This window comes from Virgibacillus litoralis (assembly GCF_017873675.1).
Lineage (GTDB): Bacteria > Bacillota > Bacilli > Bacillales > Amphibacillaceae > Lentibacillus > Lentibacillus litoralis.
Genome location: NZ_JAGGKK010000018.1, coordinates 1 through 15337 on the forward strand (window position 1 = coordinate 1; position 15337 = coordinate 15337).

Annotated in this window: 14 protein-coding genes; 6 read left to right on the top strand and 8 right to left on the bottom strand. The window is 38.4% G+C overall.

All coding sequences use genetic code 11. From position 1 onward, the window contains the following. Positions 1-310 precede the first annotated feature (310 nt). Together J2Z82_RS14745 and J2Z82_RS14750 are read right to left on the bottom strand one after the other, a co-directional pair. Positions 311-4606 (bottom strand): S8 family serine peptidase, encoded by a 4296-nt coding sequence (locus J2Z82_RS14745; RefSeq protein ID WP_209481601.1) that lies wholly within the window; start codon positions 4604-4606, stop codon positions 311-313. A 740-nt stretch (positions 4607-5346) separates the two neighbouring features. Further along, positions 5347-6405: a M20/M25/M40 family metallo-hydrolase gene (locus J2Z82_RS14750; RefSeq protein WP_209481523.1), complete on the bottom strand. Its 1059-nt coding sequence runs from the start codon at positions 6403-6405 to the stop codon at positions 5347-5349. A gap of 128 nt (positions 6406-6533) precedes the next feature. Here J2Z82_RS14750 and J2Z82_RS14755 point away from each other — a divergent pair, with 128 nt between their 5' ends. Both J2Z82_RS14755 and J2Z82_RS14760 read left to right on the top strand, forming a co-directional pair. After that, entirely contained in the window at positions 6534-7088 is a 555-nt protein-coding gene (locus J2Z82_RS14755; protein WP_209481524.1) for a thioredoxin family protein, read from the top strand. A gap of 111 nt (positions 7089-7199) precedes the next feature. Continuing rightward, entirely contained in the window at positions 7200-8198 is a 999-nt protein-coding gene (locus J2Z82_RS14760; RefSeq protein ID WP_209481525.1) for a potassium channel family protein, read from the top strand. Here J2Z82_RS14760 and J2Z82_RS14765 read toward each other — a convergent pair. Then, a complete protein-coding gene (locus tag J2Z82_RS14765) occupies positions 8184-8594 on the bottom strand; it encodes a YugN-like family protein (RefSeq protein ID WP_209481526.1) in 411 nt (136 codons plus the stop codon). The two genes, J2Z82_RS14760 and J2Z82_RS14765, sit on opposite strands and share 15 nt — an antisense overlap. Before the next feature lie 109 nt (positions 8595-8703). Between J2Z82_RS14765 and yugI the strand changes: the two genes are divergently transcribed. Continuing rightward, a complete protein-coding gene (yugI, locus tag J2Z82_RS14770) occupies positions 8704-9084 on the top strand; it encodes a S1 domain-containing post-transcriptional regulator GSP13 (protein ID WP_209481527.1) in 381 nt (126 codons plus the stop codon). Positions 9085-9164: 80 nt separating this feature from the next. Here the strand turns inward: yugI and J2Z82_RS14775 are convergent, their stop codons facing one another. After that, complete coding sequence (locus J2Z82_RS14775) at positions 9165-9404, bottom strand: DUF378 domain-containing protein (protein WP_209481528.1); 240 nt, start codon at positions 9402-9404, stop codon at positions 9165-9167. Between the two features lie 133 nt (positions 9405-9537). Between J2Z82_RS14775 and J2Z82_RS14780 the strand changes: the two genes are divergently transcribed. Next, complete coding sequence (locus J2Z82_RS14780) at positions 9538-10884, top strand: glucose-6-phosphate isomerase (protein ID WP_209481529.1); 1347 nt, start codon at positions 9538-9540, stop codon at positions 10882-10884. Positions 10885-11009: 125 nt separating this feature from the next. Here J2Z82_RS14780 and J2Z82_RS14785 read toward each other — a convergent pair whose 3' ends face one another. Next, positions 11010-11312, bottom strand: coding sequence for a hypothetical protein (locus tag J2Z82_RS14785; protein ID WP_209481530.1), 303 nt, complete (start codon positions 11310-11312; stop codon positions 11010-11012). Between the two features lie 237 nt (positions 11313-11549). On the opposite strand from J2Z82_RS14785, the gene J2Z82_RS14790 reads away from it, so the two are divergent. Next, positions 11550-12719, top strand: a complete 1170-nt coding sequence (locus J2Z82_RS14790; RefSeq protein ID WP_209481531.1) for a MalY/PatB family protein — start codon at positions 11550-11552, stop codon at positions 12717-12719. A gap of 52 nt (positions 12720-12771) precedes the next feature. Here the strand turns inward: J2Z82_RS14790 and J2Z82_RS14795 are convergent, their stop codons facing one another. Together J2Z82_RS14795 and J2Z82_RS14800 are read right to left on the bottom strand one after the other, a co-directional pair. Continuing rightward, positions 12772-13341, bottom strand: a complete 570-nt coding sequence (locus J2Z82_RS14795; RefSeq protein WP_209481532.1) for a superoxide dismutase family protein — start codon at positions 13339-13341, stop codon at positions 12772-12774. A gap of 81 nt (positions 13342-13422) precedes the next feature. Further along, positions 13423-13602, bottom strand: a complete 180-nt coding sequence (locus J2Z82_RS14800) for an OPA3 family protein (protein ID WP_209481533.1) — start codon at positions 13600-13602, stop codon at positions 13423-13425. Between the two features lie 121 nt (positions 13603-13723). Between J2Z82_RS14800 and kapB the strand changes: the two genes are divergently transcribed. Continuing rightward, positions 13724-14119, top strand: a complete 396-nt coding sequence (gene kapB, locus J2Z82_RS14805; RefSeq protein WP_209481534.1) for a kinase-associated lipoprotein KapB — start codon at positions 13724-13726, stop codon at positions 14117-14119. Between the two features lie 35 nt (positions 14120-14154). On the opposite strand, the gene J2Z82_RS14810 is transcribed toward kapB, so the two are convergent. Further along, complete coding sequence (locus tag J2Z82_RS14810; RefSeq protein ID WP_209481535.1) at positions 14155-15333, bottom strand: cation:proton antiporter; 1179 nt, start codon at positions 15331-15333, stop codon at positions 14155-14157. Positions 15334-15337: the final 4 nt, after the last annotated feature.

Below are 15337 nucleotides of genomic sequence, written 5' to 3' on the forward strand. Positions count from 1 at the left end.
AGTTAAAATGGCTTCTTGTATTAAGTATACCCAAAAAAGGGAAAAACAGCTTGGGACTTGACAGTTTTGTTCATATCAGCGGAACGAGGATCCGTTTCACCCTTCCAAGAGCATCTTTTCTGCTATTTAGCGGAATGAGGATCCGCTTCGACAGTTTGTCAGACCTAACCATTAAAAATAAACGTTCTAAACATCCTATCCTGTTCTTATTCGTTTCAAAAAACGCACTCTTAAAAGACAAAATTGCCCCAAAGATCGTAAGCAAGAACTTACGACCCAAGAGGCAACTTTCTCCTTTACAGGCTAATTATCATTCGACATTGATAAATAATTTTCCTTCTGCTGTTTTGCGTGTTTCATTACCGAAGTCATCAACGACTTTCACTTCGATAACAGCACCCTCTGCAACAACATTATTAGTGGCTGTATAATAGCCGACATAATGCCCATCAGACATTTCCATCATTGGAAGCTCCGTTGCATTAGATACTTGTGCAACCGCATTTGTTAGTGGCATATGGATAAAGAATGTAGCTCTTTGCCCTGGCTCACTATCAAACTCGATTCGCACACTTTCTCCTGCTTCCAGATTTTTATCCTCAGTTGGCGTCAGGTTTTCGACCGTTGGTGCAACAAAGTCTACATCAATCGTGATAGTCTCTGTCTGAACGTTTCCTGCAAGATCCTGGGAGATAACTTCAATTTCATTTTCACCATTATCAAGCAGAATTCGTTTTGAATACGTACCATCATCGGCAACTGTTGCTTCTCGACCATTTACTTCAACAAAGTCAAGGTTAGCATCCGTTACTGTACCTTCAACAGTAACTGTTTCACGATTGGTTTTATCCCCATCTTCTGGACTATCAATGGTTAATTCAGGACTCATTGTGTCCAGGGTTACTGTAACAGTCTCAGATTCACCTGCTACACCACCATTCATCATGGATAATGCTTTAAACTCATTTTCGCCTTCTGAAAGTTCAGTTGGAATAGCAAATTGACCATCTTCGCCAACTTCAGCAGTTCCAATTTCTTCTCCATTATTCAACAATTGAACAGTAGTTGTAGGAGATGCAGTCCCCTCAACTGTCATGTCTGGTTCGCTTGTTATCGAATCTTCGCTAGGTGAAGTAATAACTGGATCATTTACTTCATAGCTTACTCGTGAACGAATCATATAGTTACCTTCAGAAGCAGGAGATGGTGACCAAGCTCCAGCTACATACTGATAGCTTCGTTCTGCGTTCGTTCCGTTTTCATCTGTTGCCAATCCAGGTGCGTTTGGATTTGGATCTTGCTGAATATATACCATATAGAAATCATCTTCAACAATAATATTATGCTCACGTAAATCAACTACAGTCCATTCATTTAAATCTCTTATTGCTTCAGCATCAACTGGACCTGCAATTTTTTCTCCAGGTGTTCCATCGGGACCAGATGAATCCCATACTTCAACCGCAAATTCCGTACCACCTGGCGTTGGCCAATCGGTACCATGGAATTGAAAAACACCATCCGTAACTACTGCTGAATCTTTTTCTTCAGGTAAGGACATTTTTACTGCCCACCCATTACCCGCATCATAAAATGCACGAGCATTCTCGGCAGTACCATCGTCATAACCGATTTCTCCACCAGGGTACGTATAGAATGGTTCAAGAGCGATGTCCTGTTGAACATCCTCGTCAAGGTTTACTTCCACTTCCTGACTATAATAGTCTCTTGCCATTACTTTTAACGTGTAGGTTCCTTCATATCCTGTGATAGAGTAATTACCATTTTCATCAGTCTCAACAGGTGTAACGTTAGCATCCTCTACCAATAATATGGTAGCACCTTCAATTGGGGCACCTGTTGCTTCATCAGTAATTGTCCCACTTACTGTAGCTTGAGGAATTTCCTCAAGCGTGAAATCAGCTTGTGCCGTTCCATCCGCTTCAAGTGTTACAGATTGTTCCTCTGACTCAAATCCATATGATTCAGCTTTCAACGTAAATGTTCCTGCTGCATGGCTCAAGGAATATTCACCAGTTGCTGGATCAGTCATTACCGAGCGTCCGCTTTCCAAGACACTTACTTGCGCGCTCATCGGTAATAAGTTAGGATTAATTATGTCCTCTTCGGCAGGAGGATTATCTTTTGGTAAATCTGGCTTAATTTTAGCTGGATTTACCTTTTCTTTCATTCCAGCTTTTTCATCTGCTTTGTTTACTCCTAGGCCGTTTTTACCCGGAACTCCGTTATTGTTACCTTTCTTCCCTAAAGATGCTTTACTGCTTTGTGACATATCAGATAATGCTACATCATCAATATACCAGCCTTCTCTTGTTACACTCCCATCTGTTGTTACATTAAATCCAAGATAGACTCGTTGGCCACTATATTCAGATAAATCAACTTCAGCACTTTCCCAGCCATCTGTTTCACCTTTTACTTCTAACAGTTGTGTCCACTCTTCTTGATCAGTAGATACAAAGATATGACCAAAATCGTAAGCTGTTCCTGAAGCATACATCTCTAAATTGTGCCATTGATTAAATTGCAAATATGCATTTCCTTCTGGTAAATCAACTGGTGGCATTACAAGCGTTGCATTCATATTGTTTTCATATTCACCAGCAAGGTTTGTTGCATATACATTTTCTCCTGATGCTGCGTTTCCAGGTCCAGAGGTTGGTGTTCCCCATTCCCAGCTGTTCATTTCACCAAAAGATGTCCAGCCTATAGGGTTAGCTTCAAAGTCTTCTGAGTAACCTACAGAAATTCCTGGTTTAACCTCAACATTATATTCTTCACTGACAACTTCATTTTCACCAAAGTCGTTTATTGTCCATTGATAAGTCAGTGAATCCTCAGCAATATGCTCTCCTGGAATGGTAGCTACAAATTCGCCTTCTTTAAAATCACCAGAAACACGTCCGGCTTCGACAGTTTGCCATTCTCCATTTGTATCCAGGTAATCTAATTCAACCGATGCAACACTAATATTATCTGTAACTTGTACATTCAAATCAAGGTCCATGCCAGCATAAGTCTCTGCTGGTGAACTGTGCTCAAACGTTGGCGCTTCATTATCTTCACCTGGTTTGGTCACTTGACCTTCGATTGTGCCGATTCCATTCTGTAATGCTGATACTGCATCATACGCATTTACCAAACCATGACCAAATCCATTATTTGGGGATTCAGGATAGACTTCATCAGTTAATGGGATTGCAGTATCCATTAGAATTTGTTCCATTTCATCAACTGTAATACTGCTATCTACTTGACGTAATAGCGCAGCTACAGCAGATACTGCAGGTCCTGACATAGATGTTCCATTCCAGCCACCTTCATATTGACCACCTGGAACGGATGAACGAATGTTAACTCCAGGAGCTGAAATATCTGGTTTAATCTCATCGTATGGTGAAGGTCCTTCTAAAGAAAAGCTAGCTAAATTATCATTTATATCTGTTGCTCCCGTTGCGAATGATTCAGGATAGTTTGCTGGTGTTGCAATTGATCCTGGTCCACCCGGGTTAAATAAAGTAGTGTTACCAGCTGAAAATTCAGGGAAGATTTCCGCTGCACGCCAGTTAATAACAACATCGCGGTACCATTCATCAAGTCCTGGTCCACCACCCCATGAATTATTAACAACATCTGGCGCCATATCAACACGAGCGTTTCCTTCTGAATCAGTTGGTGCTAAAATCCACTCTGCAGCTGCCAGAAGGTCAGCATCCGTTCCACCTGCAGCAGTGAATGCTTTAACAGAAATAAACTGTGCTCCAGGTGCAACTCCAACTTGGTTAGATCCATCTGGTTCACTACCAACCATCGTTCCAATTGTGTGTGTACCATGCCCTTGGTCATCGTATGGTTCTGATTGTCCTGCTGTGGCATCGAACCAGTTATAGTCATGATCAACTTCATCCGTTGCTGCATCATAGCCACGGTATTTTTCCTTAAGAGCAGGATGATCCCACTGAACACCTGTATCAATACTTGCTACAACTGTTCCAGAGCCATCAATCCCCATGTCCCAAACCTGAGGAGCTCCAACACGCTCAACATTCCACTCTATATTAGCAATTTCAGACTGTGGAGCATTTTTTGCTTCTTTTGTTACTGGCGTGAGTAATTCACGAGTTTCATTCGGTAATATTTTATCAACTTCAGCAAAGCTAGTCACCTTTTCCGCTACTTCTTTCGTAGCTGTAACCGCCATCCCGTTAACGATATAATACGACCTAATATTTTCAGCATTTCCCTTTTCTGCTTCCTGCTGAAGATATTGCTTTACATTTGTTTGTGATTCAAGAGAGGTAGATTTTAATTCAGATACTACAGCAGAACGTTGAATGAATTCAGCTTTTTTAGCTGTCATATTTGCAGATTCTGCACTTTTTCTTGCTTCTTCAGCAATTCTTTTCGTATCTGCTTTTTCATTGAACTTAATTAAAAACGTCACTTTTTCATCATTCTTAAATTGGTCTACCAAACGATTATTGACCTTTTCTTTTGCAGCAGTTTGTGTATCTTTTGCCGAATGATGTATGTTACCATTCGTCTTTGCATAAGACATTCCGGGAACTATTAATGAAAACACCATTAATAGGGCTGCCACAATACTAAAAGCTCTTGTTTGACGCTTTTTGCTTAGCAATTTAATTCCTCCTCCTGATTTTTTATACCGTGAATAAGACAAACAAAAAACTCCCCTAGCCTCCTTTACTAAAAATTTAGTGCAGGTCTCAGCTGTAGTGGAGCTGTTTTGTAATTCTTTTGTTGTTATTGTAACTATACTGTAATAATTATGAAAAATCTGTCATATTTTGTCGGTAAATATCATGCTATCAGGAATTGATTACTAAGTACCATGTACGATGATTTTTTGTTAGATAAAAGAACTATATTTTAATGGATGCTTTTTTCAAAAAAGTACACTGGACAATCCTTTCGCAAATCAAGACATTACTTTAATGGAAATATTTCCTAAATAAGGAAAAATAAATGCGTAAATTAACCTAGATTTTAAGGGAGAATGAAAAGGATTTTCACCTGAGCATCATAAAAGCATTACTTATTTCACAGAATATTGCTAATATTAAATCCGATTGGATATATAGTCACTTTCTTAGCGAGTGCAAACAGTTACTTTCAGCCTATAAGTTAGCATACTTGGCATTCGTCATAGGATCATATTTTGCTTTCTAGACCCCCATATACTTTGGAGTACAAGCCTATTATTGTGTGCATATATGCAATTAAGAAGAATGTATACTATCTTCAATGCAAAAAAATCCCAAACCATAATATATGGCTTGAGATTTTTAATAATTAATTACAATTTTAGTCTTCTAGTGGATTAAGGCTTTCTTCACCAGTAAGATCAGCGATCATCGTTACAAGCAATTCAATTTCTTCATCAATGTCCCTTAAGCTAGAGGTTTCCACAGGGGAATGCATGTAACGTAGTGGTAACGATACTAATGAGACTGGCACACCAGGACCTGTCAAACGCATTCTGTCTGCATCTGTCCCAGTCATACGTGGTGTCAACTCGTATTGCACAGCCATATTTAACTTCCTCGCTGTTTTTTCCAATAACTTATTGATTTTAATGTTGATTGGCGCACCTTTCGCAAAAACAGGACCACCATCAAGTGTTATGTCCCCATGCTTATTTTTATTGACACCAGGATAATCAGTCGAGAATGTAACATCACAAGCAATTGCCATTGTCGGTTCAACACCGGCAGCAGCGAAATAAGCACCACCCATGTTTGTCTCCTCATTGACAGTGCTTGCTGCATATACACCAACACTGCACCCTTTTTCAGAAAGCCGCTTCAATACTTCAGCTACAATGAATGAGCCAGTACGGTTATCCAACCCGCGGCCTGCAACGTAACGGTCCATCAATATTTCCGGCTCAGTTTTATAGACGGCCAAATCACCTATCTGAACGAACTTTGCAGCTTCATTTTTCGTTTTATAACCACAATCAATAAAAAGATCCTCTAAGCCAAAGTCATCTTTTAACCCGCCATGGTGTTGTGCATTAACACCTATAACACCTGTTACTTCTTCATTGAATCCTAGTACAGTAACCTTCATTCCAACAGCAGCCTTTGGGTTTATCCCGCCCATTTTATCAAAATGCAAAAATCCATCTTCGTCAATTCGATTAATGACTAATGCTATTTCATCGCAATGACCTGCAAGCAGCACTTTAAAAGATGCATTCGGATTAATTACCCCTATAGCATTTCCAGCGTTATCAGTTCTAATCTCATCCGCAAAATCCTGTACATAATTAATCCACTTTTTTTGTATTGCCATCTCATTACTGGATGGAGATGGCGTATGTAATAACTCCAACAAAAAATCCTTGTTTGCTTGTTCCATTTAAACTACCTCCTTAAAGTCTTTCACACCAATCATAACAAAAAAACATACATAAGAGCACTTTTGTTTACGCTATAGGAAATATTGGGTACACTCTTGTAAGAGACAGACAAAGGAGTGTAACGTCAATGAATTTAAATCATTGGTATGAAAAAGGTATGACACCAGATACATATATTGAGTCAATGGAAAAAAATAAACAAAATTTATTACATATATATGATCATTTCACACCGCCTGCAGACACACAATTCTTCCAGAAACTGGCTGAAATGAACATCCGTGTAATTGTATTGACAGAGGACTGGTGTGGCGATGCCATGTTGAATATTCCAATCTTAATTCGCATTGCAGAACAAGCTAATATTCCAGTAAAAATGCTTCTGCGTGATGAAAACCTGGAGTTAATGGATCAATATTTAACAAATGGAAAAGCGCGTTCTATTCCAATCTTTATTTTTATTGATGAAGCTGGGAATGAAGTTGCAAAATGGGGGCCTAGGTCCAAGGCAATCCAGCAATATTTGAATGATGCACGTGATAATCTTCCGCCAAAAGAGGCAGATGATTATGAGAAGAAATCAAAAGAAATGTATCTGTTTATGACTAAATCATTCCGCGATAATAAAGATATTTGGCAAGAAGTATATACAAGTCTTAAACACAAGTTAGGACAAGTCTAACCTGGAAAACTCACCTCGTATCCCGGTGAGTTTTTTTATCGTGTATATAATATTAATACCTTTGCCCATACTAGTATGTAAAATAATTAATGGATTAAGGTGCAATTTATAATGAGTATTGAATACTTCAAACATATCTATTTCAGACTACCTGTTATTGTTAGGCTTCTGCTATCTATATTTGTGGTCATGACTTTTTTTGGAATTATTATCCACGTTGTTGAACCATCTGCATTCCCATCTGTATTTGACGGAATATGGTGGGCTTTTATTACGGGAGCGACGGTTGGTTACGGTGATTTTGTTCCATTAACCGCTCTTGGAAAAGTTATTGCAATACTACTCATTCTTTCCGGTGGTGGACTGCTTACATTTTACATAATGACTTTATCCGCCGGAACCATTCAGCATGAACAGGATTTATCAAAGGGAAAAGTAAAATTTAAGGGTGAAGATCACATTGTAATAGTTGGGTGGAATGAACGGACAAGGCAGCTAGTAAATATGATCGACACGAAGGATTCTAAAGAGGAAATTGTCCTGATTGACAGAACACTTGATCATCTTCCGTATCAGCATTACCCTATTCACTTCATCCATGGGGATCCAAGTGAAGATTCAACGTTAATACAAGCTAACATTGAAAAGGCCAAATCAGTTATTATAACTGCAGACATCACTAAAAAAGAACGTCAGGCTGACATCACAAGTATTTTGGCAATAGTAGCAATTCGCGGAAATAATCAACATGTATCAATTAACGCAGAAGTTCTCTCGATTTCACAGATTGAAAACGCAATTCGTGCAGGAGCGAACACTATTATTAGGTCAAATGATTTCATGAGTACTTTATTTTATCATGAGCTTTACCACCTTAAAAATACAAGACCATTTGAAACAGTACTAAATGTCTTGAACAATCAGCAATTTTCACACTTGACCCTTCCAGAACAACTGGAAGATTCCACTTTTAAAAATGGAATAATTTTTTACTTGGACAAAAAAGAGCTTCTGTTTGGCTTTATACGCGATGACGATTGGGTGATTAACCCTCCAAAAGATACGACCTTAAAAGAAGGGGATATTCTTCTGACATTAACTTCCTGGTAAGAGAAGCCGCTCTACCTTTTTCATGATTTCTCTTCCTGTTTCAACGTATTCATCAGGTACATCGGCATCTGCGTTTACTGGGGACTGAAACTGGTCAAACGCACCACGTAAAGCCCCGCCAGCTCCTTCTTCATCATATCCTCGTTGATACTGATGTGCGAGTAAAAATGGCTGATCAACTCGCACTGTTACTCCAGGATAGTCAAGAGAGCCCGCCACAGCATAGAATGGTATCCTTAAAAAATAATAAATACCATCGTCGTCAATTTTCATATCGAAATATCCTTTTTCATAGTCCCAGTTTGAACCAATCACAAACCCCTCAGGCTTTAATCGTTCCTCCAAAACATACAATGGATATATTTTATTTTCAACTTCTGAATTTATCGGAACCATTTGCTCACTCCTTCAGTAAATTTCTATTATTTTTTGCTTGGAATCGAAATTTATGCTAAAATATTTTATTGTGTGAAAAGAATCGAATAGAGTATAGGAGTTGTTCAGCATGTCAGACAAGTTTGAGACTGGTCAGATATTAGAAGGAAAAGTTACAGGAATTCAACCATATGGTGCATTCGTTGCTTTAGACGAAGAAATCCAAGGGTTAGTTCATATTTCAGAGGTAACACATGGGTATGTTAAAGATATTAATGATCATTTAACAACCGGGGACGAAGTAAAAGTGAAAGTTTTGAATGTCGATGAAGAAAATAATAAATTTTCGTTATCCATTCGTGCTACAGAAGAACCACCTAAGAACCGTCCAAAACCTCAAAAGAATCAAGCACCAAAGCAACAAGAAAGCGATAACGCTGGATTCAATACATTAAAAGACAAACTAGAAGAATGGATTGAACAGTCAGAAGGGTCTTATAATAAAAAATAATGATTGAAAAAAGAAAAAAGAGGCTTTCTCAAGTATGTTTTGACATAGTCAACAATACTTGGAAATGCCTCTTTTTTATTTTAAGTATCTGTACGTGGCTCTGGTCGATCAGCAAAAGCTTCATCTGGTTTGAATAATAATGACAATGTTACCAGACCGCTTATGCCTACTAACGTATAAATAACTCGTGCAAATGCACCACTCTGCTCACCACCACCAAATACTGCAGCGACTAAGTCAAATTGAAATAATCCGATAAGTCCCCAATTTATTGCGCCAATAACGGTTAATGCTAAACATGCTCGTTGTATACCACTCATTTCAACAAACCTCCTTTACTGATGTACTCTTCACTAGTTTTTCACTTTTATTAAAATATATACAAGCTCATTCTTGATTTCACAATATCACTTCGGTAAAGTAAAAAATGAAAGCTTATTGAAGGAGGAAAACATGACACATATTAATTTTTCATACAGTAAAGCACTAGATTTCTTCAGTCAAAATGAAATTAATTATTTACAGGAATATGTAACGTCAGCTCACAACGCATTACATAATAAAACCGGGCCAGGAAGTGACTTTTTAGGATGGATTGATTTACCTGAAACATATGACAAAGAGGAATTTTCCCGCATTAAGTCAGCAGCTGCCCGAATAAAACAAGACACTGATATATTACTTGTTATCGGGATCGGTGGTTCCTATCTTGGTGCACGCGCAGCGATTGAAATGCTAAACCACTCTTTTCAAAACCTTCTATCTGAGGATAAACGGAAGGCACCTCAGATTATTTTTGTTGGTCATCATATGAGTTCAACTTATATGACCGAGTTATTCGATTTACTTGAAGGCAAAGATGTATCGATAAATATTATTTCTAAAAGCGGAACAACTACTGAACCTGCTATCGCATTTCGGATTTTTAAGAAATTTTTGGAAGAAAAATACGGCCAAGATGCAGCCAAAAAACGAATTTATGCAACAACTGATAAAGCAAAAGGCGCATTAAAAACAGTTGCCGATGAAGAAGGCTATGAATCCTTCGTTATTCCAGATGATGTTGGGGGCCGTTATTCCGTTCTTACTGCGGTTGGATTGTTACCTATTGCAGCTAGTGGTGTATCCATTGACGAAGTGATGCATGGTGCACAAGCAGCCATGAGCGACTTAACAGAGCCATCATTAACGGAAAACCCAGCATATCAGTACGCCGCAGTCCGAAATGTACTATATAATAAAGGTAAAACAGTCGAAATGCTTGTCAATTATGAACCACACCTTCAATATGTTTCTGAATGGTGGAAACAATTGTTTGGTGAAAGTGAAGGCAAAGACCAAAAAGGAATTTTTCCAGCGTCAGCCAACTTCACGACAGACCTACATTCGATGGGACAATACATCCAAGACGGGCGACGCGACCTTTTTGAGACAGTTTTACATGTGAATAAATCAAAAAAAGATATTACGTTAGAATCAGATGAAGCAAATTCGGATGGACTTAATTATCTTGCTGGTCACACAATTCACAACATCAATGAGAAAGCATATCAAGGAACACTGCTAGCACATACCGACGGAAATGTCCCCAATCTTATTATTGAGTTACCAGAACTTGATGCATACACATTCGGTTACATGGTTTACTTTTTAGAGAAAGCATGTGCAATTAGTGGTTATCTGCTAGGCGTTAATCCGTTTGATCAACCTGGTGTAGAGGCTTATAAGAAAAATATGTTCGCACTGCTCGGCAAACCAGGATATGAGGAAGAGAAAACTAAATTAGAGAAACGATTGTAACTAGTTAAAGCTGAAGAGCGTTGAATTGCTAAGCAATTTAATGCTCTTTCTTTGCTTCACAAGTGTAATTGCTGAATAAACGGGAATGTGCTCCCTCTTCTGGCGATTCAGCTCTCTTCTCGTGATTAAGCACATCCTTCTCGTGATTCAGCACTTCCTTCTGGCGATTCCACTCCCTCTTCTGTTGATTCAACCCTCTCTTCTCGTGATTCAGCACATCCTTCTATTGATTCCGCTCCCTTTTCTGTTGATTCAGCCCTCTCTTCTCGTGATTCAGCACATCCTTCTGTTGATTCCGCTCCCTTTTCTGTTGATTCAGCCCTCTCTTCTCGTGATTCCACTCCCTCTTCTCGCGATTCCTCTCCCTCTTCTGTTGATTCAACCCTCTCTTCTCGCGATTCCTCTCCCTCTTCTCGTGATTCTTCCATTTGCCTTCCTCCCTCCCCTGTAATTATGAAACGAAACAAATAATGTTATAAGTTTCATCCATTGGAAAAAAATTAAAGATTTTTTGTCAATTTATGTTTAAATTTATATACAGGGGGTAATACTAAAATTGTAAGACTTTCTCGTATTCCCCCTGTAAGCAAGGCGTATAAGCGCTTTGCTTTTTTTTTGTGTTTAATCCGATATAATTGAGTTATTGATAAGTAGGAGGTTTTACAATGGGAATATTTGAAAAAGTTCACGACCGTAAAAATACACGTTCAGTAAAATGGGATATGCTAAAACCTGTTTTCCAAACAGAAGATGTCCTGCCAATGTGGGTAGCTGATATGGATTTCCAAGCTCCACAAGCTGTAAACGATGCATTAAAAGATCGTGCTGATCACGGTATTTACGGATACACCATCATAGACGACGATGTGAAAGACTCAATCATAAATTGGGTTACCAAGCGACATGATTGGAAAATCAACTCAGAATGGCTTTCATTCAGCCCGGGTGTCGTCACAAGCTTGCATATGGCCATTCAGGCATTTACTGAGCCAAATGATAAAGTTCTAATCCAATCACCTGTATACACGCCATTTTACAGTGTAATAGAGACACATAACAGAGAAGTTGTTAAAAATCCTCTTCAACAGAAAGATAATTATTACCATATTGATTTCAATGACTTTGAAAATAAATTAAAGCAAGGGGTTAAGGCATTTGTTTTATGCTCCCCACATAACCCTGTTGGTCGTGTTTGGACAAAAGAGGAGCTACAAGAAATGGCACGGCTTTGCCTGAAATATGATGCATTAATTTTATCAGATGAAATCCATGGCGATCTAGTTTATCCGAACGAGAAGCATATTCCGATTGCCTCACTTTCTGACGACATTGCCGACCAAACAATTACATGCATGTCCCCATCAAAGACGTTTAATCTTGCCGGACTGCAAGCATCGTATGTTATCACTACAGACAAGGAAAAGAGAGATACACTAAACAAACAGTTGAATAGTCAAGGGCATCATATGCTTAATACAATGGGGAATACAGCAATGGAGGCTGCATACTTACATGGTGAAGAATGGCTAGATGAACTAAGGACTGTACTAAAGGAACATCAGGAATATGTAACAAAAAAGTTTGAGGAAAATACCGATGTTCTTAAAGTCATCCGTTCAGAAGGTACTTATTTACTTTGGATTGATTGCAGTGCCATGGAAATGGACAGCGAACAACTAAAGAAATTCATGATTGAAAATGCCAAAGTTGGACTGAATACAGGTACCGATTATGGTGAAGAAGGAAAAACATTCATGCGCATGAACATCGCATGTCCTCGAGAAACGTTGGAAGAAGGAGTTAAACGGATAATCGATGCTGTGAATAAATTATAAAAAAATTGCTCTCTCGACTAATGTTGAGAGAGCAATTTTTTCATATAAACTTTTATTCCTCTTGCTTTTCATTAAACTTAGTAGGGTCTGTCGGAGCCTCTTTCGTCTCATTGGGCTCTTTTAATATTTTGCCACATGCTATCCTTGCACCGGAATTTCCACCAGGCTGACTTACTCCATCATCCTGCCCTTCATGAATAATTAAGGCTGTCCCTTCGCCTTTAAGAATAGATTTTTTGCCTTCCATAATTGTTGCGCCAGCAAGCATTAATTCAGCTTTAACAAGCCCACCAGAATCCGCTTCAACATTTGGTAAATCACCTAAATGAGATCCTTCTGGATGCATTAATCCATGCTCTTTCCCATCTGGATTGAAGTGATTTCCAGCACTAGTAAATTCAGGTCCCTCACACTTAGGATACTCATGAACGTGAATTCCATGATACCCAGGCGCTAACCCCTCAAGCTTTAGTTTTACTTGTACACCCTCTGGTCTTTCAGATAACTTTGCTGTACCGATCATATCCCCAGATTCGTTGTACATGTCAACGGACCTTGCCGTTTCTTCATTTGATTGACATGAAGCTAGAATAAGTAATAATACTATGATGAAAACCCTCATGAACGCTACTCCTTTACAGATGCTTTACTAAAAGTATCTGCAATTAACCAAAAATTAAACGAGCCTATTTTTATAAGCTCGTTACTCTTTATCGTCAAAAGACTTTTCCTGGTATTGTTCATTAAACTTTTTCTCTTCTTTTTTAGACACTCTGTAGAAAAAGTACATAACCACTGCGGCACCAATCATAAAAATGACTAGCTGTATAATAGCCGGAATATATTCAGTTTTATCTTCTGGAAAATATAAAAATTCCATCATTGCTGCTCACATCCTTAGACTATATTATATCACTTTTAAATACTCAAGCTAAATAGAAAACCTTAATAATTGCTTAAGCGACTACTATTTTGGCACAATAGAGTAAAGGGAGGCTAGTAAAATGACATCGATTAATGTTGGAGATACTGTACGTGCAAACTATAATTCAGGAAAATACATAGGAGAAGTAATGGAAGATCGTGGCAAACGATTTTTGATTAAGGTTCTTGCAGTTGAGAAACATCCAATGCAAGGGGACCTTCATAATCCAGGTCAAGTGGATGGCGTATTTTTTCATGAGCGAAAGGCTCTAGCGCATTATGAAAAAATGAATGTAGTTAAATCAGCTGTACATCCATTTGAAGGAGAAGTACCTGATTATAATCAATCATTACATGAAGCAATTGATAATCAAAAGCAAAAGCTTGCCTTAAAAGATTCAGAGTTCAATCAAAAGGCATTGGAATGGATAGAAGGATTGGAAGAAAAATATTATACTAAAAGCTATTATAAATAGAAGGCAGTCTCACAACTATTGTGAGACTGTTTTTATTACGCAGTAGGGACTTTCAGGTTTTTCTTTTTCTTCTCTGGTTGCCCATATATTTTCCGTGTTATTTTTGGAGCATAATTGAATAGAACCATCCCTAAGAATGCTGCTATTACGATATAAACACCACTGAAAATTTTAATTGACCCAACAGCAATTCCAGCTATAACAACTGAAAATTCACCTCTTGCACACAGGGATAAGCCCGCGCGTAATGCTACACGCTTTGACAAACCATATAACTTTCCGCCAACAATCCCGACTGTTATTTTAGCTACAATTGACCATATAATCAGCAAAATTAGCAGTACTGGCATTGGAACGCCTTGACCTAAGTCAACTGTTGTTCCAAAATAGACAAAGAATGTTGGTAATACAAGATTTTTAATTGGAGATACCGTACCTTCAATTCGATCAATTTTACCAATTTCAGCTAGCATAACACCGGCTAGGAATGCACCCAGCACTTCGGAGAGACCCAAGTATAATGCCAATCCACCATAGGAAACTGCGATCCCCACTAATAAAGCAAATTTGAAATCTTCATCGTCGATACGCTGCAGAAACTTTTCAAAATGCTTGAATAATGTTTTTCCTAAGATAATGGCTACAAGTGCCATACCAACTATTTTCCCTAACAATATCGCAAAATCCAGACCACCAAACGCATCACCTGAACTCATTGCGATTAATATGGCGACTACTATTGGCGCTACTAAGTCCTCAAAGATTAATATACCTAAAATATATTCTGTCTCTGAGTTTGCCATTCTGCCCTTATCATCAAGCAGTTTTGCAGTAATCGATGAACTTGTCGCGTATGTAATACCACCAATTAAAAATGCTGTAAACCAGTCCATTCCGAAACCGAATGCAATTACGGTTGAAACACCTAAGCTCAGCAATACATCCAAAAGACCTGAACTCCATATTTTCTTAGCTATTCCGCCTAATCGTTTTGTACTGAATTCCAACCCAAGTACAAAGAACAATAACACGATAGCAATTTCGCTCGAAAAATGTAATATCTCATTATCTTCCAAAAATCCAGCAAACGAAACACCTAATAAAATATACAATATTACGTTTGGAAACCTTGTTCTAAACCCAATAAAACCTAATACAAATATACCGAGTAATGCTATCCCGGCACCTAATAATGTTGGGAAATCAGTGAACAAAACT

What these genes read in the sequence shown, in the direction of transcription:
- J2Z82_RS14745 (WP_209481601.1), bottom strand. Translation starts at nt 4,606, where the DNA reads ATGGTGTTTTCATTAATAGTTCCCGGAATGTCTTATGCAAAGACGAAT.
- J2Z82_RS14750 (WP_209481523.1), bottom strand. Translation starts at nt 6,405, where the DNA reads ATGGAACAAGCAAACAAGGATTTTTTGTTGGAGTTATTACATACGCCA.
- J2Z82_RS14755 (WP_209481524.1), top strand. Translation starts at nt 6,534, where the DNA reads ATGAATTTAAATCATTGGTATGAAAAAGGTATGACACCAGATACATAT.
- J2Z82_RS14760 (WP_209481525.1), top strand. Translation starts at nt 7,200, where the DNA reads ATGAGTATTGAATACTTCAAACATATCTATTTCAGACTACCTGTTATT.
- J2Z82_RS14765 (WP_209481526.1), bottom strand. Translation starts at nt 8,594, where the DNA reads ATGGTTCCGATAAATTCAGAAGTTGAAAATAAAATATATCCATTGTAT.
- yugI (WP_209481527.1), top strand. Translation starts at nt 8,704, where the DNA reads ATGTCAGACAAGTTTGAGACTGGTCAGATATTAGAAGGAAAAGTTACA.
- J2Z82_RS14775 (WP_209481528.1), bottom strand. Translation starts at nt 9,404, where the DNA reads ATGAGTGGTATACAACGAGCATGTTTAGCATTAACCGTTATTGGCGCA.
- J2Z82_RS14780 (WP_209481529.1), top strand. Translation starts at nt 9,538, where the DNA reads ATGACACATATTAATTTTTCATACAGTAAAGCACTAGATTTCTTCAGT.
- J2Z82_RS14785 (WP_209481530.1), bottom strand. Translation starts at nt 11,312, where the DNA reads ATGGAAGAATCACGAGAAGAGGGAGAGGAATCGCGAGAAGAGAGGGTT.
- J2Z82_RS14790 (WP_209481531.1), top strand. Translation starts at nt 11,550, where the DNA reads ATGGGAATATTTGAAAAAGTTCACGACCGTAAAAATACACGTTCAGTA.
- J2Z82_RS14795 (WP_209481532.1), bottom strand. Translation starts at nt 13,341, where the DNA reads ATGAGGGTTTTCATCATAGTATTATTACTTATTCTAGCTTCATGTCAA.
- J2Z82_RS14800 (WP_209481533.1), bottom strand. Translation starts at nt 13,602, where the DNA reads ATGATGGAATTTTTATATTTTCCAGAAGATAAAACTGAATATATTCCG.
- kapB (WP_209481534.1), top strand. Translation starts at nt 13,724, where the DNA reads ATGACATCGATTAATGTTGGAGATACTGTACGTGCAAACTATAATTCA.